Raw genomic sequence first — 24,930 nt, forward strand, 5'->3', positions numbered from 1 at the left:
CGAACTCGCTCAGTCCGTGACCTGCTTGTACGAGTACACGGCCGTCGTCACCGCGCACACCCCCGGCGGGATCATCTGCGCCCGCAGGGTGCCGCTGTTCACGTCGTAGTCGACGCCCTCCGTCTCGAAGGTGCCCGTGCACACGCTGCGCTGCGGCAGTGCGAACAGACTCTTCACCGCGCCGGTGATCGGCTGACCGTCCACCTTGCGCGGCAGGTCCACCTGGAGCAGCGGGCGGATCTGAGGGAAGAGCGTCCCCGTGGCGTCGTTCGAGGCGCACAGCAGCCGGGTGTCCGTCACGAAGTCGCAGCCCTGGATGTCGCGCACCGGCTTGTCCAGGGTGATCTGCCAGGCCTCCTTCAGGTCTCCGCCCGTGGGTGGGGTGGACGGGTTGAGCAGGGGAGCGGGGAAGACCTGGAGTCTGTTCTGCTCCCCCCACTCGCCCGACACCAGCCACTGCCCGTCGGGCGAGACGGTGGCGAAGGAGTTGTTCAGCTTCTCGCCCGGGTTGAGCGGGTGGACGTACTCGTAGCGCTTCCCGGCCGGGGTCGTCACCGCGAACATCTTGGACGTGGCCGTGTCCGGGCCCTGGTAGGCGTCGAAGGTGTGGCCGCGGGCGACGTCCGGGTCGCCGATGTGGTTCCAGCCCTTGATCCGCAGGTCCAGCGGGATGGAGGCGAGCCCGCGGTACAGCAGTGAGCCGTCCGCGCGGCTCGCCACGCCCTGCCCGCCGCCCAACGTGTCCGTGTACGCCCTGCCGGCCTGCGCCCACTGCGGATCACCGGCGGCGGACGCCGTCCCCGCGCCGAGCGCGAGCGCGGCCAATAAGCAACCGGGGGTGAGGAAATGACGTCTCATCAGACTCCTGCCACGTCGACGAATACCGGGTTCGAATAGAACCACGTATCCGCCCACGGGTCACCGTTCCCGGGCTCGTGCGGGATCGGCCCGTGCGGGTCGACCGACGCGCCCAGGTAGCCCGCGCCGTGGCGGTTGCCGTCGCTGCCGCGCAGCCGGACGTAGAAGGACTCGTCCCCGGCGGTCAGCGGGATGCGCAGGGTGTACGTCCCCTTGCGGCCGCTCACGTCCTTGGTCTGCACGACCTTGGTGTCCGGCGCCCGCCAGGAGTCCCGGTCGGCCACCGGGCCGCGCACCGCGCCCCGGATGACATCGACGTGCGCCAACTCCGGCAGAATTCCCTGGGGGTTGGGCCGTGAGGCGGTCGTCACGGTGATGTCGAGGGTGAGCTTCTCGCCCTTGCGCACCCGCAGCCGGCCGCCCAGCGTGATGCCCCGGCCGAGGTCGCAGTCCCGCTTGAGGCGCACGTCGAGGCCGTCGAGCAGATGCCCGTGGTCCAGCCAGACGCGGCCCGCGCGCAGGCCCGCCATCACCGCGCGGTAGCCGTAGCGGGTGACGCCGACGTGGGTGCGGCTGAACTGGCCCGGCCAGAAGTCGCTGCCCGGCTGCGGGGTGGTGGTGTTCACCGGGTCGGGGAGCTTGCCGGTGGTGTCGAAGTTCTGCCCGGCGGGCCAGTCGCCGTTCTTCCAGGTGTCGAAGACGATGCGGTGGGCGTCGGAGTTCGTGGTGACCGAGAACAGGCGGCCCTCCGCCAGCATCGAGTCCCACAGACCGCCGACCGTCGCGGTCGCCCAGTCGAAGCCGCCGTACGTCACAAACGCGTCCGCCGGGTAGCCGGGCCAGGACTGCGCCGACGGCTTGTTCTCGTACTCGCCGCGGATCGAGGTGGCGCCGCGCCAGCCGGGGATGGCCGCGCCCTGGGCGCCGGGTGCGCCCTCCATGCCGATCATGATCTCGGGGGCCGCGTCCCGCCAGCCCCGCATCTCGTGCGGGGAGTCGATGCCGAGACGCAGGGGATGGTTGGCGAGGACGAGGACGTCGTCCACATAGCCCGTGCGGCGCTGCTCGGCCAGCCACTTGATGGCCTTGACCGCGTGGGCCTCGTTGCGGGCGGTGTCCGCGTCGGCGGCGCCGCCCTTGTCGTAGCCGAGCAGCTTGCCGTCGTAGGCACTCTCGAACCGCGTGAGCAGGTCGACCTCGTGCGCGCCCGGAGCCGTGAAGACCGTGCAGTGCTCGGCGGCCGGGATGTACCACTCCAGGCCCTGGAAGATCAGCTGGCGCGGGTTCTCGGCGCGTGCCTGGCGGATCTCCTCGTGCTCCAGCGCGGCGCCGTACTTGGCGTGCCCGAAGTTGGAGTGCTCGGTGAACACCATCCAGTCGAGGCCGTACTTGGCGCCGGCGGCGGCCAGTTGGGAGAACGTGTACTTGGCGTCGTGGCTGTAGACGCTGTGGATGTGGTGGTCGCCGACGAGGTAGGCGAGGCGTGGGTCGTCGCCGCCCGGACGCCGGTCGGAGGTGGCCGGGGCGGTGGCCGCCGCTGCCGGTACGGCCGCGGAGCCCAGCGCGAACGCCGCGCCGAACAGGCCCGCGCGGCGCAGGAGGCCGCGTCGCGACACGCCCTGCGCGTCGAGGTCGGTGGGGGAGACGGAGGGGTCGGCCCAGGAGGGGAGCTGCTGCTCGGTCACGGCGATCCTCTGGAGGTCAGTGGTTCATGAAGGAGGTGACGGGCAGCGCCCGTTGGACGATACGGACGTCGCCGAGGCGGCCGTGCAGGATCTGGTCGATCTTGCCGCCGTACTCGTAGCCGCCGAGCAGCCAGGGCAGTCCGACGGAGGTGATGCCCACCGCCGACGCCCTGGGATTGCGGACGACCGGGCAGCCCTCGACGTACAGCGTGGTGCGCCGGCCGTCGTTGACGACCGCCAGGTGCCACCAGGTCTCCAGCGGTGTCTCCTGGCCCCAGTTGGTGGCGATGCCCTGCTGGTTGAGCGGGCGCATCGCCCACTGCGGCTCGCGGTCGTTCGACAGGGACAGCGTGGCGAGCGGCTCGTCGGGGTCGTCCGCGGTCTTGCCTGCGGCGCCGCCCGTGCCGGTGCGGCCGACGATGCCGGACCAGGCGTGGTGGGAGGGGTCCCAGTCGGCGGGGAGGCGGTAGAAGGCCTCGATGGTGTAACCGTTGCCGAAGGTCGCCGAGTTGAGAGGGGCCTTGTCGACCGTGCGCAGGTAGGCGCCCTTCAGCGGGGACTTGAAGCCCTGGAACTCCAGGCTGCCGTGGCCGGGCTGGTCGGGATGGTGGTCCGCGGACCAGCCCAGCGAGCCACCGCCCACCGTCACCAGGGTGAGGTCGTTGCCCTGTCCGGACAGATCGCGGACCGTGTCGGACACGGCCGAGTCGAAGCGCCAGTACGCCACCGTGCCCGGCACCAGAATCTTCGACGCGGGGCGCGCCGGACGCGCCGGCACCGGATCGAAGCCCGAGAAGCGGGCGGCGAAGTCGATGTCCACGGAGAACCGGTCGGCGTCGCCGCTCAGCTCGATCTCCTGCCGCTCCAGCTCGTTGAGCCCCTTCGCGGCCCGGCCCAGGATCCACGGGGAGACCGTCTCCACGTCGACGACGTTCCGGTCGAGGTCGAAGCGGTACAGGCGGATCATCGCAGCGCCACCGAAGTACCGGTTCTGATAGTTCGTCAGATGCAGGTGGACGTCATGTCCCGCAGCGTTCTTGCGGGTCGCCCGGCCGGCGGGCCAGTAGTGCCCGTTGAGGGTGAGGAAGATCTGGTCGTGGTCCTCGATCAGCCGGTCCCACAGCTGCTGCCCGTACGCCGACAGGGAGTCGTCCTCGACGACCAGCTCATGGGTCGTGAGGATCACGGGGGTCTTCGGGTGCTGGGCGAGGACGTCCTCGGCCCACGCGTAGCCCTTCGCCGACAGCCGCCAGTCCAGCGCCAGCACCATCCACTCGCGCCCGGCGGCCCGGAAGAGGTGGAAGCTGTTGTAGCCGTCGGGGGAGGCGCCCCCGAACGTCTTCTTCCCCTGGAACCGCTTCGGCCCGAAGGCGTCCAGGTACGGCGTCGCACCGCGCTGGTCGTCCGTCGACGACTTCACGTCGTGGTTGCCGGCGAGGACGCTGTAGCCCACGCCCCGCCGGTCCAGCAGCCGGAACGCCTCGCTGATCGCGGCGACTTCGGGCTGGGTGCCGTTCTGGGTGAGGTCGCCGAGGTGCGACAGGAAGACGATGTTCTCCTTCCGGCCGTGCTCCAGCAGATAGCGCAGGGACGCCTCGACCGGCGCCTTGTCGATGCTCGGACCGTCGAAGAGGTACTGGGTGTCCGGCATCACGGCGAGCGTGAAGCGCCGGCTGTCCGAGTCGGGCCGCCAGTCGGCCGCCGCGGCCTCGGCGGGCGCGGCCTCGGCGACCGCCGGGACGGCGACCGAGGCCGTCGCGGCGGCACCGAGCAGCGCGGTGGCCCGCAGGAAACTGCGACGTCCGGCGCCGGCCTGCGCGGCCTCGCCGCCCGGGACATGGTCATGCGAAGTACACACGTGTGCTCCGTAAGCGGATCCGTGAGATCCAAGAGAAGTGACGGCGAAGGGCGTGGGGGGAGTCAGGAGGGCGTGGGGGAGTCAGAGAACGCGCAGGGTCCAGCTCCAGCGGTGGATGCCCGGTGCGACGAGATACGACGGTGCGGTGTCGGGCCCGCAGGAGGCGGTGCCCAGGCCCCGGTGCGCGGCGTCGACGTGCACCACGCAGCCGGGCCGCGGGACCAGCTCGTCGTGGTGCGCCGCGGATGCGAGGTCCTCGGCGCGGTAGCGGGTCACGGAGACCTGACGGGGCTCGTCCAGCGCCACGGAGAGCCCGGTGGCGTCCGGCGCCGACAGCGTGAACCGCCGTACACCGTGCCGGCCGCCGCTCTCCTGGGGCCGCAGATAGGGGGTGAACAACGCGTCGACGGGCAGCGAGTGATGGCCGACCGGCGCGCCCGCACGGCGATCGGGGTACGACTCCCAGGGCCCCTGCCCGAACCACTCCAGCAGGTCGAGCCCCGGGACCGTCTCGAAGACCGTGCCGACCCGCGCCACGTCGTGGAACGCCTCGGGCAGTTCGGCCTCCTCCTCGACCCGGACCCCGCCCTCGACGGCCGTGAGCACCTGCCGGTGCCGTACGACACCGGCCGTGCCCGCGTATTCCGCCTCCACCGTCACCCGGCCCGCGTCCTCCCGCACGGACACGACCTTGCGCACCAGCGCGTCGAGCCCCCAGGTCCGCCAGCGCAGCGCCATGCCGCCCAGCTCATCGTTGTCGGTGGGCGCCCGCCACAGCGTCAGCGTGGGCGCGAGCGTCAGCAGCGGGTGGACGAGGAGGCCCTCGCCGTCGACCTCGACGCTCCGGTCCACGGGAACGACCGGGGTCTCGGCTGGGCCGCGCAGCCGGATCTGCGGCACGCACACCTCGGTGCCGCGCGGCGCCCACGGCTGGTCCTCGGCCGTCGTCACCCGCAGCGTCAGCCAGGCCTCGCCGCCGTCCCGCGGCACCTCGAAGGGCAGCGGTACGGCGGCCGTCTCGCCGGGGCGCAGGTCGGGCAGTTCGGCCGGGCCGGTCAGCGTCCGGCCGTCCGCGAGGACCAGTTCCCACTCGCCGGACAGCCAGTCCAGGGTGCGGAAGTGCTGGTGGTTGGCGAGGACGATGCCCTCGTGCCGGAAGCACTCGATACGCACCGGCGCCGCGATCTCCCGGTGCTCGTACATCGCGGGCTTGGGCGTGCGGTCGGGAAACACCACGCCGTCCGCGATGAACGCGCCGTCGTGGTCGGACTCGCCGAAGTCGCCGCCGTACGCCCAGCGATACCCGGGCGCGGCGACACCGTTGTCATAGAGCCCGGCGCCCCCACGCCCGGCCGGTCTTCCGTCGCTCACGCGTTGCAGAATCCCGTGGTCCCAGAACTCCCAGATGAACCCGCCCTGAAGACCTGGGGTGGCCTCGATGGCGGCCCAGTGGTCGGCCAGCGTGCCGTTGCTGTTGCCCATGGCGTGCGAGTACTCGCACTGGATGAGGGGCCGCGTCTGCTTGCCCGACAGGGCGTGGGCGACGCAGTCCTCCAGCGGCGCGTACATCGGGCAGGCGATGTCGGAGGCGTCGTCCGTCGCCGCCCAGTCGAGCTTGGCCGCCCCCTCGTACTGGATCGGCCGGGTCGGGTCGTGCCGGCGCACCCAGCCCGCCGCCGCGTCGTGGTTCGCGCCGTAGTCGGACTCGTTGCCCAGCGACCAGATGATGACCGACGGGTGGTTCTTGTCGCGCAGCACCATCCGCGAGACCCGGTCCACGAAGGCGTTCAGGTAGCGCGGGTCGTCGGCGGTCTCGTGGGCGTGGTCGTGGGACTCGATGTCCGCCTCGTCGACGACGTAGAAGCCGAGTTCGTCGGCGAGGTCGTACAGCGCCGGGTCGTTCGGGTAGTGGGCGGTGCGGATGGCGTTGAAGCCGAAGCGCTTGAGCAGGACCAGGTCGGCGCGCATGTCGTCGTACGACACCGTCCGCCCCGTCAGCGGATGGAAGTCGTGCCGGTTGACGCCCCGGATGAAGACCCGCTCCCCGTTGACCAGCAGGTCCCGGCCGACGATCTCGACGTCCCGGAAGCCGATCCGGTGCCGGGAGGTGTCGGTGACCGTGCCGTCGGCGCGGTGCAGGCGGACGGTCAGGTCGTACAGCTCGGGCGTCTCCGCGTTCCAGGTGCGCACCTCGGGGACGGTGGTCAGCAGCCGTGCCTCGCCGAGGAAGTCGGAGACGCGTTCGTCCTCGACGTTGGCGCGGTCGAACTCGGCGTCCTGGGCGAACGGTCGGCCGTCCACCTCCCCGGTGACATACCACCCCTCGGGCACCGCACCGCCCGCGTCCCGGACCCGGCAGGCGACCCGCAGCTCGCCGCTGTACGCCGCCCGCACGGTCACGTCCGCGAGGTGCAGCGGATCCGTCGCGTACAACAGCACCGAGCGGGTGATCCCGCCGTGCCACCACTGGTCCTGGTCCTCGATGTGCGAGGCGTCCGACCACTTCACGACCGTCAGCCGTACGGTGGCGCGCCCGCCGGGGCGTACGACGCCGGAGAGGTCGAACTCGGCGGCCAGATGGGAGTCCTTGGAGACGCCTACGGGCCGCCCGTCCACCTGCACCAGCAGCACGCTCTCGGCGGCCCCGACCTGGAGCACGATCCGGCGGCCGGCCCACTCGGCGGGGACGTCCACCTCGCGCTCGTACACGCCCGTCGGGTTGGCGGCGGGCGAGCCCGGCGGGAACTCGGCGAACGGCATCCGGATGTTGAGGTACTGCGGAAGGTCGTCGGTGTCCTGCATGGTCCAGACACCTGGTACGCGGGCCGACGACCAGGCACCGCCGACCGGCGCGTCCGGAGCGCGCAGCAACTGGAAGCGCCAGTCGCCGTCGAGGGGGAGTGCTCCGGGGCGCCGGTCGACGGCGTTCATGGGCTGCCGCCCCCAGGAGGTCACCTCGGGTGCCTCCCAGGGGCGCAGGGCGAGCAGCGGGTCGCTCGTCATCCGCGGACGGCCCCCTTCGCGAGGTCGCCGATGATCTGCTTGGCGCCGACCGCGAACACGATCAGCAGCGGGATGAGGGCGAGCAGGGCGCCGGTCATCACGATGCCGTAGTCGGTGGTGCCGTGGGTGCCGTTGAGCTGGGAGAGCGCGACCTGGAGGGTCACGTTGTCGGGGTTGGTGAGGGCGATCAGGGGCCAGGCGAAGTCGTTCCACTGGCCCATGAAGGTGAAGATGCCGAGGAAGGCGAGGCCGGGGCGGACCACCGGCAGCGCCACGTGCCAGTACTGGCGCAGGAAGTTCGCACCGTCGAGCTTGGAGGCGTCGAGCAGCTCGTCGTGGATGGCCGTCTTCATGTACTGGCGCATCCAGAAGATGCCGAAGGCGTTGGCCGCGGCCGGCACGATCAGCGCGGTCATCGAGCCGATCCAGCCGATCTTCGCCATGAGGACGAACTGCGGGATGACCGACAGCTGCGCCGGCACCATGAAGATGACCATGAGCAGCCCGAACAGCAGCCCCTTGCCGGGGAAGTCGAACTTGGCGAAGACGAACGCCGCCAGCGAGTCGAAGAGCAGGACCAGGAAGGTCACCGACACCGCGACCAGCAGTGAGTTCCACATCGACCCGAAGAAGTCGACGGCGTCGAAGAGATTACGGACGTTCTCCAGGAAGTGCGTGCCCGGCAGCAGTTTCGGCGGGTACGAGAAGATCTCCGACGAGCTGTGCGTCGACATGATCACGGCCCAGTAGAACGGGAAGGCCGAGAGCAGCGTGCCGATGATCAGCGGGAGGTGCAGCGCGATCCCTCTGCGGCGGGACCCCTTGATGGATGCCATGATGCGGGCCCTTCCTACTCGCCCCGGCGCTGCACGAGGCGCCAGTTGATGACCGAGAAGAGCACGACGACGAGGAAGATGCCCCACGCCACCGCGGCTCCGTACCCGAAGTCGTTGTTGTCGAAGGTCTGCTGGAAGAAGTAGAGGACCATGGTCTGGCCCGAGTGGCCCGGACCGCCCGCGAACGTCGAGTCGTTGGACGAGGTCTGGAGCAGGACCTGTGGTTCGGAGAAGCTCTGCAGGCCGGTGACCGTCGAGACGACGAGCACGAAGAGCAGCGTGGGCCGCAGCAGGGGCAGCGTGATCCGGAAGAAGGTCTGGACGGGACCGGCGCCGTCCATGCGCGCCGCCTCGTACAGGTCGCTCGGGATGGTCTGGAGCCCGGCGAGGAAGATGATGGCGTTGTAGCCGGTCCACTGCCAGGTCATCAGCGCCGCGATGGTGACCTTGATGCCCCACGGCGTGTTCAGCCACGCCACCTGATCGATCCCCACCGCGTTCAGGACGGCGTTCACCATGCCGGCGTTCGTGGAGAAGATCGAGCCGAAGACGATCGCGATCGCGACGACCGAGGTGACGTTCGGCAGGAAGTACGCGACGCGGTACAGGCCCTTGAACCGGACCGCGGAGTTGAGCATCACGGCCGTGACCATCGCCAGGAAGATCATGGGGAAGGTGGCCAGCGCCCAGATGACGACCGTGTTGCCGATCGAGTTCCAGAAGTCGCTGTCGCTCAGCAGGTACTGGTACTGCGAGAGCCCGGCCCACTCCATCGAGCCGAGGCCGTCCCAGCGGTGGAAGGACAGGTAGAGCGAGAAGCCGACCGGGAAGAGGCCGAAGCCGAGGAAGATCAGGTAGAAGGGCGAGATGGCGGCGTAGAGGTGCCAGTACTTGCGGAAGCCCTTCTTCGGCTGTGAGGGAGAGGGCTGCGCGACAGCGGGCGGGGTCTGCTCGAGGACGGCCATCAGTAGCTCACCCCCAGGTGCTGCGCGATGCGACGGCACTTGCTCATGGCGTCACTCCAGGCCTTCTTCGGGTCCTTGCCGAGGACGCCGACGTTCTTGATCTCGTCCTTGATGGGCTGCCCGAGCGCGATGTCGTACGGGCTGTTGTAGGCGACCACGATCTTCTGCGCGGCGGGTCCGAAGACGTCGGTGGTGACCTGGCCGCCGAAGAACTCGTCCGGCTCCTGCATCTGCTTCAGGTCGTACGAGGCGGGCGTGGAGGGGAAGAGGCCCGCGTCGACGTAACCCTGCGCCTGGTTGGCCGCGTCGAGCATCCAGGTGATGATCTCGAAGGCCTGCTCGGGCTCCCGGCACGCCTTGGTGATCGACAGGAACGAGCCGCCGTTGTTGGCGGGCCGCACCGGCATGTCGGCGACCCGCCACCTGCCCTTGGTCTTCGGCACGCCGTTCTTGATGTCGAAGCTGGCCCAGGAGGCGCCCAGTTGGCTCGGCAGCTTGCCGTCCTGGATGGCCGACAGCTGGTCCGGGGTACCGCTGACCAGGTCCGAGACGATCCCCCGCCGCTTGGCCTCGACGGCCAGCGCCCAGGCGTCGCGCACATGCTGCTCGTCACCGATGAAGTGACGGTCCTTGTCGACGTACCGCTTGCTGCCCTGGTTCACCACGTTGTCGAAGACGGAGTTGACGTCGGTGAGCAGCCTGGCCCCCGGGACGCGCTTGCCCAGCTGCACGCCCGCGTCGAAGAACGCTTCCCAGGTGTTCAGCTCCTTCGACACGTCGGCGGGCTCGTACGGCAGTCCCGCCTTGCGGAACACGTCGTACTGGTAGAAGTGCGCGACCGGCCCGCAGTCGATCGGGAACCCGACCATCGTGCCGTCGTCGGCGATGCCCTGGTCCCACTTCCAGGACAGGTACCGGTCCTTGTACTTCTGGGCGCCCAGCGTCCGCAGATCGATGAACTGGTCCGCGTTCGGCAGGTAGGCGGCCATGTCCTCGCCCTTGAGCCCCGCGATGTCGGGGATGTGGGCCCGGCCGGTGATGGTGGTGATGAGCTTGGAGCGGTACTGGCCGCCGATCTGGATGGGCTGGAGGTCCACCGAGCTGTCGTAGCGGGCCTTGGCGTTCTTGACGACGGTGTCGCTCAGGCCGCCGCTCCAGTACCAAAGGACCATGTTCCGGCCGGTCGAGCCGGTCGGAACGGCACAGCCGGACGCCAGGCCGCCGAGCGCCGTGGCGGCCGTACCGGCCAGGCCCGCGCGCAGCAGGCCTCTTCGTGAGAGCCGCACAGCTCCCACCGCCTTTCGGATCTTTTCGGGACTTCGCATGAAGAGGGGCATGTGGGGGGCGCACGTGTGTGGGGCACGTGGGGTGGGGAAGTCAGTTCTGCCGTGCGGGAGGGGTCACCGGGGCGTACGCGACCGGGGGACCGGGATCCGCCGGGAGCCGGTCCGCGAGGAAGCCGTACGTCCGTTTCAGCTCGGGGTCGGTCAACGAGCGCCACCAGCGGTCGACGCCGTACCAGCCGGGGGCGGCCAGGGCGCCGGAGTGCCGCTGGACGGACAGCCCGGCGGACAGGACGGCGAACCTGAGCCGTTCCTCCAGGGACCAGCCGCCCAGCGAGGCCGCGACGAAGCTCGCCCCGAACACGTCGCCGGCGCCGGTGGCGTCGAGGACGTCGACGTCCAGGGCGGGCACCTCCGCGTACTCGCCGGTCACCTGGTCCACGGCGACCGCACCGTCACCGCCGCGCGTCACCACGGCCACCGGCACGAGCTCGCTGAGCGTCCAGAGGGCTGCGACCGCGCTGTCGGTGCGGGTGTACGCCATCGCCTCGGTCTCGTTCGGGAGGAAGGCATGGCACAGGCGGAGCTGGTCGAGGAGGTCGGTGGACCACTGCTGGGTGGGGTCCCAGCCGACGTCGGCGTAGATGTGCGTGCCGCTCGCGGCGGCCTTGGCCAGCCACTCGCGGGGTTCGGCCTCGATGTGCACGAGGGCGGTGCGCGCCTCGGGCGGGTCGCCCATCAGCGCGTCCTGCGAGTACGGGGGTTCCTGGCCGTGGGTGACGAGAGCCCGGTCGTGGCCGTGGGCGAGCGAGACGGTGACCGGGGTGGGCCAGCCGTCCGCGGTGCGGGACAGCGAGAGGTCGATGCCCTCCTGGTCGCACAGGATGTCCCGGCAGTACTCGCCGTAGAGGTCGTCGCCGAACACCGTGGCCAGCGAGGTCCTGAGGCCGAAGCGGGCGGCGGCCACCGCCAGGTTGGCGATGCCGCCCGGGCCGCAGCCCATGCCGCCCGTCCAGATCTCCTCGCCCGGTGTCGGCGGCTTCCCGAGCCCCGTCAGGACGAGGTCGTAGAAGAGCAGCCCGGTCAGCAGCACATCGGGCCGGTCGTCGTCCACGGTTGCGTCCTCTCGTTCGGGACCGCTCAGCAGAGCTCGTCAAAACTCTTCAATTCGGTGACCGGAATCGTGCGCCGCTCGGAGAGATTGGTCAATACCCGAGCAGAAATGAGCATGGCGATGATTGAAGATGACGAGTAGTGTTCACGGCGTGCTAGCGGAACGACGACACCAACTCATCCTGCGGGCCCTGCGCGCCGGTGGCCCCGCGGCCGTGACCGATCTCTCCGAACAGCTGGGTGTGAGCCCCGCCACGATCAGGCGTGACCTGGTCAAACTCGAGGAGGACGGCCTGCTCACCCGGGTCCACGGCGGCGCGGTCGCGGACGAGGGCGACCAGCCCTTCGCCGAGGTCGCCGAGGTGCGCGTGTCCGAGAAGGACGCCATAGCCGCGCGTGCGGCCGCGATGATCGAAGACGGTCAGTCGGTGCTGCTCGACATCGGCACCACCGCCTTCCGGCTGGCCCGCCAGCTGCACGGCCGCCGGCTCACCGTGATCACCAGCAACCTGGTGGTCTACGAGGAGCTCGCCGACGACGAGGGCATCGAGCTGGTGCTGCTCGGCGGCATGCTCCGCCGGGAGTACCGCTCCCTGGTCGGCTTCCTCACCGAGGACAATCTGCGCCAGCTGCACGCCGACTGGCTGTTCCTCGGCACCAGCGGGGTGCGGCCCGGCGGGCAGGTCATGGACACCACGGTCGTCGAGGTGCCGGTCAAGCGGGCCATGATCAAGGCCGGCGACAAGGTCGTCCTGCTCGCCGACTCGGCGAAGTTCCCCGGGCACGGGATGGCGAAGGTGTGCGGTCCCGAGGATCTGGACGTGGTGGTGACGAACGCGCCGGTCGACACGGCGACGCGGGCTTCCCTGGAGGAGGCGGGCGTCGAGGTCGTCGTGGCGGGAAAGGTGCAGACGTGAAGCTGACGATTCTGGGCGGCGGCGGATTCCGCGTGCCGCTCGTGTACGGGGCGCTCCTGGGCGACCGCGCCGAGGGCCGGGTCACCCACGTCGTGCTGCACGACCTGGACGCCGGCCGCCTGAACGCCGTGACCCGGGTGCTCGCCGAGCAGGCGGCCGGGATCCCCGACGCCCCCGAGGTGACCGCCACCACCGACCTGGACGAGGCCCTGCGCGGCGCCGACTTCGTGTTCTCGGCGATCCGCGTCGGCGGCCTGGAGGGCAGGGCGAACGACGAGCGGGTCGCGCTCGCCGAGGGCGTCCTCGGTCAGGAGACGGTCGGCGCGGGCGGCATCGCCTACGGCCTGCGCACGGTCCCGGTCGCCGTCGACATCGCCCAGCGCGTCGCCCGCCTCGCGCCGGACGCCTGGGTCATCAACTTCACCAACCCCGCCGGCCTGGTCACCGAGGCCATGTCCCGTCACCTCGGCGACCGCGTCATCGGCATCTGCGACTCGCCGGTCGGCCTCGGCCGCCGTATCGCCCGCGTGCTCGGTGTGAAGAACCCCGGCGAGGCGTGGATCGACTACGTCGGCCTCAACCACCTCGGCTGGGTGCGCGGCCTGCGCGTCGCCGGCCGCGACGAACTCCCGCGCCTGCTCGCCGACCCCGACCTGCTCGGCTCCTTCGAGGAGGGCAAGCTCTTCGGCGTCGACTGGCTCCGCTCCCTCGGCGCGATCCCGAACGAGTACCTGCACTACTACTACTTCAACCGGGAAGCCGTCCGCGCCTACCAGCAGGCGGAGAAGACCCGCGGCGCGTTCCTGCGCGACCAGCAGGCCGGCTTCTACGAGCAGATGCGCGACCCGGACGCCTCCGCCCTGGAGGTCTGGGACCGCACCCGCGCCGAGCGCGAGGCCACCTACATGTCCGAGAACCGGGAGACGGCCGGCGCCGGCGAGCGTGACGCCGACGACCTGTCCGGCGGCTACGAGAAGGTGGCGCTCGCCCTGATGCGGGCCATCGCCCGCGACGAGCGCACGACCCTGATCCTCAACGTCCGCAACCAGGCCACCCTGTCCGTCCTCGACACCGACGCCGTCATCGAGGTCCCCTGCCTGGTCGACGCCAACGGCGCCCACCCGGTCGCGGTCGCCCCGCTGCCCGACCACGCCACCGGGCTGGTCTGCGCGGTCAAGGCCGTCGAGCGCGAGGTGCTCGCCGCCGCGGAGTCCGGCGCCCGTACGACGGCGGTGAAGGCCTTCGCGCTGCACCCGCTGGTCGACTCCGTGAACGTGGCCCGTCGCCTCGTCGACGGCTACACCGACGTTCACCCCGGTCTCGCGTACCTTAAGTAAGCCCCCTGACGGAAAGCGCTTTCCCGCCAGCCTCTCTGGAGACCCCTCATGCACGACGAACGCCGCCGCATCGAAGAGCGCGTCGAGCGCCTCCACAACCAGCGCATCAAGCCCGCGATCTATGCGGCCACCGTCCCCTTCGAGGTCGAGGCCTGGCAGGCACCGGGGGAGCCCGTCTCCTTCGAGGAGGCCGCGGCCGCCCGGTACGAGCCCTTCGCGATGGACACCCCGTGGGGCCCGCCCTGGGGCACCACCTGGTTCCGCATGCGCGGCCGGGTGCCCGCCGAATGGGCCGGACGCCGCGTCGAGGCGGTCATCGACCTCGGCTTCGTCGGCGACTGGCCCGGCAACCAGGCCGAGGCCCTGGTCCACCTGTCCGACGGCCGGCCCCTGAAGGCGGTCAACCCGCTCAACCAGTACGTGCCGATCGGCAACCCCGTCTCGGGCGGCGAGGAGATCGACTACCTGGTCGAGGCCGCCTCCAACCCCGACATCCTGGCCAACGACTTCGCGGCCCCCACCCTGCTCGGCGACATCCGCACCGCGGGCGACAAGCCCCTCTACACCTTCCAGCGCGCCGACATCGCCGTCCTGGACGAGGAGGTCTGGCACCTCGACCTGGACCTCCAGGTGCTGCGCGAGCTCATGGTCCACCTCGGCGAGCACGAGCCCCGCCGCCACGAGATCATGCACGCCCTCGACCGGGCCATGGACGCCCTGGACCTGGACGACATCTCCGGCAGCGCCACCGCCGTCCGCGAGATCCTCGCCCCCGTCCTGGCCCGCCCCGCCCACGCCAGCGCGCACACCATCTCCGGGGTCGGCCACGCCCACATCGACTCGGCGTGGCTGTGGCCCATCCGCGAGACCAAGCGCAAGACGTCCCGCACCTTCTCCAACGTCACCTCGCTCGCCGACGAGTACGACGACTTCATCTTCGCCTGCTCGCAGGCCCAGCAGTACGAATGGGTGCGCGACAACTACCCCCACGTCTGGGCCCGCATCCAGGAGTCCGTGAAGAAGGGCCAGTGGGCGCCGGTCGGCGGCATGTGGGTCGAGGCCGACGGCAACCTGCCCGGCGGCGAGGCCATCGCCCGCCAGCTCATCCACGGCAAGCGGTTCTTCATCGAGCACTTCGGCGTCGAGACCAAGGGCGTCTGGCTGCCGGACTCCTTCGGCTACACCGCCGCCTACCCCCAGCTCGCCAAGCTCGCCGGCAACGAGTGGTTCCTCACCCAGAAGATCTCCTGGAACCAGACCAACAAGTTCCCCCACCACACCTTCTGGTGGGAGGGCATCGACGGCACCCGCATCTTCACGCACTTCCCGCCGGTCGACACCTACAACGCCCGCTTCAGCGGCGAGGAGATGGACCGCGCCGTCCGCAACTACTCGGAGAAGGGCGGCGGCACGCGTTCCCTCGCCCCCTTCGGCTGGGGCGACGGCGGTGGCGGCCCCACCCGCGAGATCATGGAGCGGGCGCGCCGGCTGGCCGACCTGGAGGGCTCGCCCAAGGTCGTAATCGAGCACCCGGACGAATTCTTCGCCCAGGCCCGCGAGGAGTACCCCGACGCCCCGGTGTGGGTCGGTGAGCTGTACCTGGAGCTCCACCGGGCGACGTACACCTCCCAGGCCCGCACCAAGCAGGGCAACCGCCGCAGCGAACACCGGCTCCGCGAGGCCGAGTTGTGGGCGACGACCGCGGCACTGCACGCGCCGGGCTACGCGTACCCGTACGAGAAGCTCGACCGCCTCTGGAAGACCGTCCTCCTCCACCAGTTCCACGACATCCTGCCCGGCTCGTCCATCGCCTGGGTGCACCGGGAGGCGGAGGCCGAATACGCCAGGGTGGCCGAGGAGTTGGAGGCCCTGACGGCGGAGGCGGTCGCTGCGCTCGGCGGTGGCGACGCCCGGGTCTTCAACACGAGCCCGTTCGAGCGTGCCGAGGTGGTTCGTACGGCCGAGGGCGCACCGGCGTACGTGAAGGTGCCCGCGAGCGGCAGCGCGCCCCTCGACGCCGCCGAGCCCGCGCACCCGGTCTCGGTCTCCGGCCGTGTCCTCGACAACGGCCTGATCCGCATCGAGGTGGCGGAGGACGGCACGCTGGCCTCCGTACGGGACCTGCGGGCCGGCCGGGAAGTCCTGGCGGAGAAGGGCAACCTGCTCCGCCTGCACACCGACCTGCCCAACTACTGGGACGCCTGGGACATCGACAAGCACTACAAGAACCGCTTCACCGATCTGCTGGAGGCCGAGTCGGTCACCGTGGTCGAGGCGGACCCGCTGGTCGGCGCGATCCGGGTCGAGCGCGCTTTCGGCAAGGGCTCGAAGCTCACCCAGACGATCACGGTCCGGGCGGGCAGCCCCCGCATCGACTTCGAGACCGAGATCGACTGGCACGAGGCCGAGAAGATCCTCAAGGTCGGCTTCCCCGTGGACATCCGCGCCCCGCACTCCTCCGCCGAGATCCAGTTCGGCCACATCCAGCGCCCCACCCACACCAACACCAGCTGGGAGGCGGCCCGCTTCGAGGTCTCCGGCCACCGCTGGGTGCACATCGCCGAGCCCGGCTACGGCGTCGCCGTCATCAACGACTCGACGTACGGCCACGACGTCTCCCGCACGGTCCGCGAGGACGGCGGTACGACGACCAGGGTCAGCCTCAGCCTGGTCCGCGCCCCGCGCGTCCCGGACCCCGAGGCCGACCAGGGCAGGCATCGCTTCACCTACTCGCTGCTCCCCGGCGCGAGCATCGAGGACGCCGTCGCCGAGGGCTACTCCCTCAACCTCCCCCTGCGGGTGGCGGACGCGGCGGGCGCGCCCGAGCCGGTCGTCTCCGTGGACGGCGACGGGGTGACCGTCGAGGCGGTCAAGCTGGCCGACGACCGGTCCGGCGACGTCGTCGTACGCCTCTACGAGTCCCGCGGCGGCCGGGCGACCGGCGTCGTCCGCACCGGCTTCCCGCTCGCGGGCGCCCAGGTGACCGACCTGCTGGAACGCCCGCTGGAGGAGGACGCGGACATCACCGCCGACGGCGGGGTGGCCGTCGCTCTGCGCCCGTTCCAGGTCCTCACGCTCCGCCTGAAGCGCGCCGAGGGGAACTGAACCGTGCCGATGCAACCCTGGTTCACCGACGCCAAGTTGGGGATCTTCATCCACTGGGGCATCTACGCCGTCGACGGCGTACAGGAGTCCTGGTCGTTCTACGACGACATCGTCCCCTACGACCGGTACATGTCCCAGTTCGACCGCTTCACCGCCTCCCGCTACGACCCGCGCGACTGGGCGAAGCTCTTCGCGCGGGCCGGCGCCCGGTACGCCGTCCTGACCAGCCGCCACCACGACGGCGTGGCCCTCTGGGACACGGCCCACGGCGATCTGAACGTGGGCCGGGACCTGATCGGCGGCTACGCGGACGCCCTGCGCGAGCAGGGCCTCAAGGTCGGCCTGTACTACTCGCACTCGGACTGGAGCCACCCCGACTACGCCTCCACGCGCAAGCCGGGCCGCCCGCCGGAGCTGGAGGACAACCGGTACTCCGAAGTCGCCGCGGAATTCGAGGACCTGGACGCCTGGGAACGCTTCCTCGCCTACCGGGACGGCCAGATCCGCGAACTCACCTCCCGCTACAAGCCGGACCTGCTGTGGTTCGACGGCGAGTGGGACCGCAGCGCGGAGCAGTGGCGCATCCCCGAACTCGCCGCGCTCATCCGCTCCGAGGTACCGGACGTCGTCTTCAACGCCCGCATGCTGAGCGAGGGCGACTACGCGACGCCGGAACAGGGCGCCCCGGTCGTTCCGCCGGAGGGCCCCTGGGAACTCTGCCTGACCCTCAACGACTCCTGGGGCCACCAGCACCACGACCACAACCACAAGTCGGTCGACCAGCTGGTCCGCTACTTCACGGAGACGATCGGGGGAGGGGGCAACCTGCTGCTCAGTGTCGGCCCGAGGGAGGACGGCACGATCCCGCAGGAGCACGTCGAGCGCCTGGAGGGGCTCGGCGACTGGATCGCGAAGCACGCGGAGGCGGTGTACGGCACCGAGCGCGGCCTCCCGGCCGGGCACCACTACGGTCCGAGCACCCTCTCCAAGGACCGCCGCACCCTGTACCTGATCCTCTTCGACGCCCCGCGTGCAGAGATCAACGTACGCGGACTGCTCGGCTCGATACGCCGGGTCACGGTGCTCGGCAGCGGCACGGAACTCGCCCACCGCATCACCGGCGGTCTGCACGAGACGCCGGGTGTCCTCTGGATCGAACCGCCCGCCGCGGCGGACCTCGACCCGCATGCCACGGTGCTGGCCGTGGAGTTGGACGGTGAGCTGGAGCTGTACCGGGGCTCGGGCCGCTTCTGACCCCTTCAGGCCCCGAGGATCAACTCGGACCGGTCGGCCGCCGCCCCCGTGACAGCGGTCGGCCGGCCCGAATCCCCCGTGCTTTCCCTGCTTCCCCCGTGGTGGTGCGTTCCCCCGTACCCCGTTGTTCCCCCGTTGTGGTGCGTTCCCCCGTTGCCTTTCACTTCTATGAGCGCGCGGTCGGCGCCCTGATACACCCTCCCGAAAAGAAAGTTTCTCCGGGCGTGGGTGATCGCGGCCTCAGCCGGTGAACCCGGCCGTGATGGACGTGAACTGCCAGTTGCTCTGGCTGATCCCGGAACAGTTGCTCGTCACGCCGCCGCCCGGGCACGGCCGGTCGCGGTTGACCGACCAGAAGGCGAGACGGGCGATGTGGTGGGAGTTCGCCCAGTCGCGGATCTGGGTCCAGGTCGCGGGCGAGGTGAGCTCCTGCTGGTCGGACAGGCCGTTCATGCCGGAGATGCCGATGCGGGCGTAGGCCGTGGCGTCGTCCCACCCGAAGGTGGACTTCAGCTTGTTCTTCAGCCCCTCCGTGGCGTTCACGGTGTTGCCGTACATGTCGGCGCCGCCGCCGAAGTCGAACGGCATGATCGTGAAGACGTCGATGTCCGCGTTCAGCGCCTTGGCCTGCTCGATGAGCCGGTTGCCCCAGTAGGTCGGGCCCGTCGTCGAGGTACCGAAGGTGATGATCGTCCGCAGCCCCGGGTTGTTCGCCTTGACGATCTTCAGGGCGTTCAGGATCCGGTCCTGCACGGTCGCGTTCTCGAACTCGTCGGTGTTCTCGATGTCGACGTCGATCGCCTTCAGCCCGTACGCGTCGATGACCTTCTGGTACGCACCCGCCAGCGCCTCCGCCGACGAGCAGTTCGGCCCGAGCTTGTTACCGCTCCACCCGCCGATCGACGGCACGATGTCACCGCCCGCGGAGCGGATGGAGTTGATGACGCTCTGGTCGTTGCCGCCGGTCAGCGCACGCTGCCCGTCCCAGGCGGGGTTGCAACCGCCGGAGGACAGGATGAACGCCATCGTGTACCACTTGATGCCGGTCGAGCTCATCACCGACGTGGCGCTCGGCGGGTCACCCCAGCCCAGGTACAGATAGGGCGCGGCCTGCTTGAAGCCGGTACCGCCACCGCCGCCGGGGTCCGTCGTGACGGTGACGGCGTTGGAGGCCGCGGACACGTTCCCGGCCGCGTCCCGGGCCTTCACCGTGAAGGTGTGACTTGTGCTCGGAGAGAGCCCGCTGACCGTGGCGGTGGTACCGGAGACACTGAGCACCTGGCTCGAACCCCGGTAGATGTCGTACGCCGTCACCCCGACGTTGTCGGTCGAGGCGTTCCACGCCAGCGACACGCTCGACGACGTCTTGCCGGTGGACCGCAGGCTGCCCGGCACGCTCGGCGCCTGACTGTCCGATCCACCGCCACCGGGCCCGTCGAGGCTGATGTCGTCGGCGTGGTAGGTGCCCTGGGCGTACCAGCCGTGGACATAGACGGTGGCGCTGGTCTGCGAAGCGCCGGTCGTGAAGGAGACGGACAGTTGGCTGTACGCCGACGGGGACGTCGTCCACGTCGAGGCACCGCCGTCCACACCGAGATAGACGTAGGACCCGCGCACCCAGCCGCTGAGTGTGTACGCCGTGTTCGGCTGGACCGAGACGGTCTGGCCGCACTTGGCGATGTCACTCGAACTGACCGCCCCCGCAAGGGCTTTGGAGCCGTCGTGCACGGGAGAGGAGACGACCGAGCCGAGGTTGCCGGTGCAGGACCAGGGGGAGAGGGAACCGGATTCGAAGCCGGCGTTGGTGAGGATGTTGGCCGCCTGGGCCGTACCGGGAAGCGCGACGGCTCCGGCGACGGCGAGTGCGGCGGAGCCGAGCAGGGCGAGAAGACGCCGTCTGAGACGTCTGAGGGGTTGGTTGCGCACGCGATCTCCCTGGGGAATGTGGGGTGTTCGGGAGTGCACGAGATGCAGAGGTGCGCAAACCAAATTGGTATGGACCAACCCCGCTGTCAAGCTCCGACGCCGGGATTGGTCCATACCGAGGATGAGGTGACGCCCTCAGGGGCGCGGGGCTGTGTCGATATGCGGCTCCGCCGCGTGGGCGCGACCGACCACACACAACCCGCACCCGGCAGACGGCCTAGATCGGCAGAACCTGAGCCGCCCCACTCTTGACGGAGTCAACCGGCGCCGGCATCGCCGGCAGCAACGGCTCCGCATCCTCCGCCCGCTGCTGCGGAATGGACACCGGCCTCACCTGCCGCGGCCCCGAAACCACCGTGTAGTCCTGCCCGAGGAACGGCGGCGCAACCTCCCCCGGATCCTCCCCGAGCGCCAACTGAACGGCCAGCCAAGGCACGTTGACCCCGCACAACGACAGTTGGTGCAACCCACCCGCCGGCCGCGTGTTGACATCCATCAGCACCGGCGTCTCCCCGAACATCCGGAACTGGATGTTGGACAGGTAGTGCAGCCCGAACCCCTCGGCGATCCGCCGCGCCGGCTCCAGCCACTGCTCCTGCAAGGTGAACCCACGACGGCGGCCGTTCTTGCTGCGGCCGATCGCCAGCCGCACCCGGTTGTCCGGCCCGGTGAGGCAGTCCACCGACACCTCGGGCTGCTCAAGGCGCGGCATGACCAGCCAGTCCACGGGCTCGTCGGCCCGCCGCAACGCGTCCAGCACCAGATCCAGCTGGACGTACGGCGTGGGGAACCCGTTGAGGTGCATGAGCGAGAAGGGGGAGCGCGTGATGACCCGGAAGCCCACCCCGCCCGCACCGGACGCCGGCTTGAAGCAGGCCTTGTGCCCGCCCGCCTCCAACTCCTCGACGGCGACCTCGAGTTCGTCGGCGGTGCGCACCCGCCACCACGGCGGCACCGGCACCCCGATCGCCTGCACGGCCTCGTACGCGATCACCTTGTCGTGGAAGACCGCCACGGCCTCCGGCGGCGGCGCCAGCAGCGCAGTGCCGACCGCCTCGAACTCCGCGCGGTGCGCGACGATCGCCGACTGGTGCATGCGCGGCACGAAGACGTCGATGCCACGGCGCCGGCACTGGGCGAGCGCGTACTCGACATACCCGGCCGGGGACAGGCCCTCCGGCTCGAGATCGGCGGTGTCGGCGGCGGCCAGCACCGGCGAGTCGGCGTCCCCGTGCGTCGCATGGATCTCGACGGCCCGATCGCTGGGATTTCTCCGCAGCTGATCCATGAAGAACACGTTCTCCGCGTACGTGCGGTTGAGCCAGACGCGTACGCGAGAGACCATGCAGGGCCGTCCTTTCGGGGTTCGCGGGCAGGGCGAAGCAGGCCCGTGCCCGGGCAGGGTGTTTGGAGGGACACCAAAATCGCCCCGTGCGAAGGGACGTTCAAGGCGGTGGTGTTGGGGCGATCATACGGCTTTCAAAGGGTGCCGCGTGCAACGTACGTGTTACGGATTTCGCGATCATGTCGACGTGATCCCGCCTTGTCCTCGCGCGGCACCATATGGTCTCGTGGAGTCATTCGGGTGATCGAAAGGGGCGCGGGGTGACGTCGACGGTCGGCGGTGGCGGACAGTTGCTGGCCATCAGTGACCTGCACATCGGCTACGAGGAGAACCGCGCCCTGGTCGAGAAGATGCGCCCCGGCTCCGACGACGACTGGCTGCTCGTCGCCGGTGACGTGGCCGAGACCGTGGCGGACATCCGCTGGGCCCTCGAAACACTCGCCGGGCGCTTTCGCAAGGTCGTCTGGGCGCCGGGCAACCACGAACTGTGGACCCACCCCAAGGACTCCGTCACCCTGCGCGGCGTCGCCCGCTACGAGCACCTGGTCGACCTGTGCCGGGAACTCGGCGTGATCACCCCCGAGGACCCCTACCCGATCTGGGACGGCCCCGGCGGCCCGGTGGCCGTGGCCCCGCTGTTCCTGCTGTACGACTACTCCTTCCTGCCCTCCGGCTGCACCACCAAGGAGGAAGGGCTGCGGTACGCGCACGGGACCGGGATCGTCTGCAACGACGAGTTCCTGCTGCACCCGGACCCGTACCCGTCCCGGGAGGCCTGGTGCGAGGCCCGGGTCGCCGAGACCGAGCGCCGGCTCGCCGCACTGCCCGAGGATCTGCCCACCGTCCTCGTCAACCACTACCCGCTGGACCGCCACCCCATGGACGTCCTGTGGTACCCCGAGTTCGCCATGTGGTGCGGCACCCGGCTGACCGCGGACTGGCACCGCAGGTTCCGCGTGGAGACCATGGTCTACGGCCACCTCCACATCCCGCGCACCACCTGGCACGAGGGCGTCCGCTTCGAGGAAGTGTCCGTGGGGTACCCCCGGGAGTGGCGGAAGCGATCGGATCCACCGGGGCGGCTGCGCCGGATTCTGCCCAGGGAGGACGGGACCCGTTGATCGAGGAACTGCTGCCGGACGCGGTCGTCACCGTCGAGGCGTACGGCGACGAAGAGCCCCCGAACACGGCCCTCTACCCCGAGGAGGAGGCGGTCGTGGCCCGGGCGGTCGGCAAGCGCCGCCGGGAGTTCGCCGTCGTGCGCTCCTGCGCCCGCCGCGCCATGGAGAAGCTCGGCGTGCCGCCGCAGCCGATCCTGCCCGGCGAGCGCGGCGCCCCGGGCTGGCCGGCCGGCCTGGCCGGCAGCATGACGCACTGCGAGGGCTACCACGCCGCCGCCCTGGTCCGCGCCGCCGACCTGGCCTCCCTCGGCATCGATGCCGAGCCCCATCAGACGCTCCCGGAGGGCGTCCTGTCGGCCGTCGCCCTGCCCGCCGAGGCGGACCGGCTGCGCCGTCTGGCCGGCGAGCACCCCGGCATCCACTGGGACCGGCTCCTGTTCAGCGCCAAGGAGTCCGTCTACAAGGCGTGGTTCCCCCTCACCGGAAAGTGGCTGGACTTCACCGAGGCCGACATCGAGTTCTTCACCGACCCCGGTGAGCCGTTCGGTGGTGGCTTCCGGGCCCGGCTCCTCGTCCCGGGCCCGTGGGTGGGCGACCACCAGGTGGACCTCTTCGAGGGCCGGTGGACGGTCCGACGAGGCCTGGTGGCGACAGCGGTGAGCGTGCCGCACACCTGAGTCCGTCGTGAGCATGCCGCACACCTGAGCCCGCGGTGGGCGCCCGGTGCAGGCGCCCTGCGGTCCGCTCCCGGTCAGCTACGGTTCCGCGGGGCACCAGCTCTGCAGCAGCCGGAAGAACTCCTCCTCGTTGCCGCTCAGTCCCGCGTCCGCCAGGGCCTGTTCCGCCTCGGCGAGGACGGAGGGCGGGACGAGGGGTGGCCGGCGCGAGCCGGGGGGACCGTCGAACGCGGCTCGTACGGTGTGCAACAGCCGCAGATAGGCCTGGACGGCGGTGCGCTCGCGGTCGGTCAGTACGGCGGTGGGCATCGGTCGGCTCTCCCCAAGTCGGCGTCGTCGCGTCATGCCCCGCATATGAGGGCGTACCACCAGCTTGCCGCCCACCACTGACAATCGGGCCCGGCCACACCTCCGTTCGCCCGCTTAGCGGAGGCGAAACCTCCCCGAAATCCCGTGTGGGAAAGCCGTCCTACGCTGGAGGGAAGGGCTTTCGGCCGCGCTCTCGCGGCCAGGGAACAGGCACGGGAACAGGCACGGGAACAGTTACGGGAAGAGGAACGGGAGCGAGTGACGTGGTCGACGTCCCGGGATCGCGCCCGGCGCGCGCCGTACGGCTGCGCCCGGTGGGCGACGGAGAACTCGAGCTGCAGTACCGGGTCGTGCACGGCTACCGGCGTGCGTTCCGGATGGCCGGCGAAGGACCGGCGCTGGTGCTGATCCACGGCATAGGCGACTCCTCCGACACCTGGGCCGAGCTGATCCCCGACCTCGCCCGCACGCACACCGTCATCGCCCCCGACCTGCTCGGCCACGGCGACTCGGACAAGCCGCGCGCCGACTACTCGGTGGCCGCATACGCGAACGGCGTGCGCGATCTGCTCACCACGCTCGGCATCGAGTCGGCGACTCTCGTCGGGCACTCGCTGGGCGGGGGAGTGGCGATGCAGTTCGCCTACCAGTTCCCCGAGCGCACCGAACGGCTCATCCTGGTCAGCGCGGGCGGGGTGGGCCGCGAGGTCAACCCGGTGCTGCGGCTGGTCTCGCTGCCGGGCGCCCATCTCATGCTGTCGACACTCCGGCTGCCCGGCATGCGGCTCCAAGTAGGGCTCGCGGTGCGGCTGATGAGGCTCCTGGACACCGATCTCGGCCAGGACGCGCCGGAACTGCTCACCCTCGTCGACGCGCTGCCCGACGAGACCTCGCGCAACGCCTTCATCCGCACCCTGCGGGCGGTCGTCGACTGGCGCGGGCAGGTGGTCACCATGCTGGACCGCTGCTATCTGACCGAGGGCATGCCGACCATGCTGCTGTGGGGCGACCGGGACAGCGTGGTGCCGGTGCGGCACGCCTACGGTGCGCACGAGGCGATGCCCGGCAGCCGGCTGGAGATCTTCGAGGGGGCCGGCCACTTTCCGTTCCACACCGACCCGGCCCGGTTCGTCGCCCTGGTCGAGGAGTTCACGGCCACCACCGCGCCCGCCGACTGGAGCCGCGAGAGCTGGCGTGAGCTGTTGCGGGCGGGGCGGCCGGGCACCGCGGTGGGGCAGCCGGACACGGCCCGCTCCCGTGCGGTGGAACGGGATCTGCGGGAGGCGAGCGAACGCAGCGCGACGTGATCCGAGGTGCGTACGGGACTCGTCGTGCCCG

Annotated in this window: 18 protein-coding genes; 7 read left to right on the top strand and 11 right to left on the bottom strand. The window is 70.5% G+C overall.

Annotation, left to right across the window (positions count from 1 at the left end; translation table 11 throughout):
* Positions 1 to 9 precede the first annotated feature (9 nt).
* The 8 genes from ABD932_RS16175 to ABD932_RS16210 all read right to left on the bottom strand — a co-directional run bounded on the left by ABD932_RS16175 (position 10) and on the right by ABD932_RS16210 (position 11,602).
* Positions 10 to 858, bottom strand: a complete 849-nt coding sequence (locus ABD932_RS16175) for a hypothetical protein (RefSeq protein ID WP_345013163.1) — start codon at positions 856 to 858, stop codon at positions 10 to 12.
* Positions 858 to 2,543, bottom strand: coding sequence for a PHP domain-containing protein (locus tag ABD932_RS16180; RefSeq protein ID WP_345013165.1), 1,686 nt, complete (start codon positions 2,541 to 2,543; stop codon positions 858 to 860). The genes ABD932_RS16175 and ABD932_RS16180 overlap by 1 nt, the downstream gene beginning before the upstream one ends.
* Before the next feature lie 16 nt (positions 2,544 to 2,559).
* On the bottom strand, positions 2,560 to 4,401 hold the full coding sequence (locus tag ABD932_RS16185) for a LamG-like jellyroll fold domain-containing protein (RefSeq protein WP_345013167.1): 1,842 nt from the start codon (positions 4,399 to 4,401) through the stop codon (positions 2,560 to 2,562).
* 81 nt (positions 4,402 to 4,482) lie between these two features.
* The gene (locus ABD932_RS16190) at positions 4,483 to 7,404 is read right to left on the bottom strand and encodes a glycoside hydrolase family 2 TIM barrel-domain containing protein (RefSeq protein WP_345013169.1); all 2,922 of its coding nucleotides are present in this window, start codon (positions 7,402 to 7,404) and stop codon (positions 4,483 to 4,485) included.
* Complete coding sequence (locus ABD932_RS16195) at positions 7,401 to 8,240, bottom strand: carbohydrate ABC transporter permease (protein ID WP_345013171.1); 840 nt, start codon at positions 8,238 to 8,240, stop codon at positions 7,401 to 7,403. Before ABD932_RS16195 ends, ABD932_RS16190 begins: the two co-directional genes overlap by 4 nt.
* Positions 8,241 to 8,254: 14 nt before the next feature.
* Positions 8,255 to 9,205, bottom strand: coding sequence for a carbohydrate ABC transporter permease (locus tag ABD932_RS16200; RefSeq protein ID WP_345013173.1), 951 nt, complete (start codon positions 9,203 to 9,205; stop codon positions 8,255 to 8,257).
* Positions 9,205 to 10,491 carry an extracellular solute-binding protein gene (locus tag ABD932_RS16205; RefSeq protein WP_345014425.1) on the bottom strand — a complete coding sequence of 429 codons (1,287 nt, stop codon included), beginning with the start codon at positions 10,489 to 10,491 and terminating at the stop codon, positions 9,205 to 9,207. The genes ABD932_RS16200 and ABD932_RS16205 overlap by 1 nt, the downstream gene beginning before the upstream one ends.
* 91 nt (positions 10,492 to 10,582) lie before the next feature.
* The gene (locus ABD932_RS16210) at positions 10,583 to 11,602 is read right to left on the bottom strand and encodes a carbohydrate kinase family protein (RefSeq protein WP_345013175.1); all 1,020 of its coding nucleotides are present in this window, start codon (positions 11,600 to 11,602) and stop codon (positions 10,583 to 10,585) included.
* A gap of 151 nt (positions 11,603 to 11,753) precedes the next feature.
* Between ABD932_RS16210 and ABD932_RS16215 the strand changes: the two genes are divergently transcribed.
* The 4 genes from ABD932_RS16215 to ABD932_RS16230 are packed head-to-tail and all read left to right on the top strand — an operon-like array spanning position 11,754 to position 18,214.
* Positions 11,754 to 12,518 carry a DeoR/GlpR family DNA-binding transcription regulator gene (locus tag ABD932_RS16215; RefSeq protein ID WP_250086546.1) on the top strand — a complete coding sequence of 255 codons (765 nt, stop codon included), beginning with the start codon at positions 11,754 to 11,756 and terminating at the stop codon, positions 12,516 to 12,518.
* The gene (locus ABD932_RS16220) at positions 12,515 to 13,855 is read left to right on the top strand and encodes a 6-phospho-beta-glucosidase (protein ID WP_345013177.1); all 1,341 of its coding nucleotides are present in this window, start codon (positions 12,515 to 12,517) and stop codon (positions 13,853 to 13,855) included. Before ABD932_RS16215 ends, ABD932_RS16220 begins: the two co-directional genes overlap by 4 nt.
* Positions 13,856 to 13,903: 48 nt before the next feature.
* Entirely contained in the window at positions 13,904 to 16,960 is a 3,057-nt protein-coding gene (locus tag ABD932_RS16225; RefSeq protein WP_345013179.1) for an alpha-mannosidase, read from the top strand.
* A 3-nt stretch (positions 16,961 to 16,963) separates the two neighbouring features.
* The gene (locus ABD932_RS16230) at positions 16,964 to 18,214 is read left to right on the top strand and encodes an alpha-L-fucosidase (RefSeq protein ID WP_345013181.1); all 1,251 of its coding nucleotides are present in this window, start codon (positions 16,964 to 16,966) and stop codon (positions 18,212 to 18,214) included.
* A gap of 240 nt (positions 18,215 to 18,454) precedes the next feature.
* Here ABD932_RS16230 and ABD932_RS16235 read toward each other — a convergent pair whose 3' ends face one another.
* Together ABD932_RS16235 and ABD932_RS16240 are read right to left on the bottom strand one after the other, a co-directional pair.
* The gene (locus tag ABD932_RS16235; RefSeq protein ID WP_345013183.1) at positions 18,455 to 20,140 is read right to left on the bottom strand and encodes a carbohydrate binding domain-containing protein; all 1,686 of its coding nucleotides are present in this window, start codon (positions 20,138 to 20,140) and stop codon (positions 18,455 to 18,457) included.
* A gap of 217 nt (positions 20,141 to 20,357) precedes the next feature.
* The gene (locus ABD932_RS16240; RefSeq protein WP_345013185.1) at positions 20,358 to 21,485 is read right to left on the bottom strand and encodes an ATP-grasp domain-containing protein; all 1,128 of its coding nucleotides are present in this window, start codon (positions 21,483 to 21,485) and stop codon (positions 20,358 to 20,360) included.
* A 260-nt stretch (positions 21,486 to 21,745) separates the two neighbouring features.
* Between ABD932_RS16240 and ABD932_RS16245 the strand changes: the two genes are divergently transcribed.
* Positions 21,746 to 22,606 (top strand): metallophosphoesterase family protein, encoded by an 861-nt coding sequence (locus ABD932_RS16245; RefSeq protein ID WP_345013187.1) that lies wholly within the window; start codon positions 21,746 to 21,748, stop codon positions 22,604 to 22,606.
* Positions 22,603 to 23,283, top strand: coding sequence for a 4'-phosphopantetheinyl transferase family protein (locus ABD932_RS16250; protein WP_345013189.1), 681 nt, complete (start codon positions 22,603 to 22,605; stop codon positions 23,281 to 23,283). The genes ABD932_RS16245 and ABD932_RS16250 overlap by 4 nt, the downstream gene beginning before the upstream one ends.
* Before the next feature lie 78 nt (positions 23,284 to 23,361).
* Here the strand turns inward: ABD932_RS16250 and ABD932_RS16255 are convergent, their stop codons facing one another.
* Complete coding sequence (locus tag ABD932_RS16255) at positions 23,362 to 23,592, bottom strand: hypothetical protein (RefSeq protein WP_126396598.1); 231 nt, start codon at positions 23,590 to 23,592, stop codon at positions 23,362 to 23,364.
* 263 nt (positions 23,593 to 23,855) lie between these two features.
* Between ABD932_RS16255 and ABD932_RS16260 the strand changes: the two genes are divergently transcribed.
* A complete protein-coding gene (locus ABD932_RS16260; protein ID WP_345013192.1) occupies positions 23,856 to 24,899 on the top strand; it encodes an alpha/beta fold hydrolase in 1,044 nt (347 codons plus the stop codon).
* Positions 24,900 to 24,930 lie beyond the last annotated feature (31 nt).

It is taken from the genome of Streptomyces shaanxiensis (assembly GCF_039537145.1).
Lineage (GTDB): Bacteria > Actinomycetota > Actinomycetes > Streptomycetales > Streptomycetaceae > Streptomyces > Streptomyces shaanxiensis.

Excerpts from the sequence above, each read along its gene's own strand:
- ABD932_RS16175 (WP_345013163.1), bottom strand. The coding sequence starts at position 858 with ATGAGACGTCATTTCCTCACCCCCGGTTGCTTATTGGCCGCGCTCGCG.
- ABD932_RS16190 (WP_345013169.1), bottom strand. The coding sequence starts at position 7,404 with ATGACGAGCGACCCGCTGCTCGCCCTGCGCCCCTGGGAGGCACCCGAG.
- ABD932_RS16195 (WP_345013171.1), bottom strand. The coding sequence starts at position 8,240 with ATGGCATCCATCAAGGGGTCCCGCCGCAGAGGGATCGCGCTGCACCTC.
- ABD932_RS16200 (WP_345013173.1), bottom strand. The coding sequence starts at position 9,205 with ATGGCCGTCCTCGAGCAGACCCCGCCCGCTGTCGCGCAGCCCTCTCCC.
- ABD932_RS16225 (WP_345013179.1), top strand. The coding sequence starts at position 13,904 with ATGCACGACGAACGCCGCCGCATCGAAGAGCGCGTCGAGCGCCTCCAC.
- ABD932_RS16240 (WP_345013185.1), bottom strand. The coding sequence starts at position 21,485 with ATGGTCTCTCGCGTACGCGTCTGGCTCAACCGCACGTACGCGGAGAAC.
- ABD932_RS16255 (WP_126396598.1), bottom strand. The coding sequence starts at position 23,592 with ATGCCCACCGCCGTACTGACCGACCGCGAGCGCACCGCCGTCCAGGCC.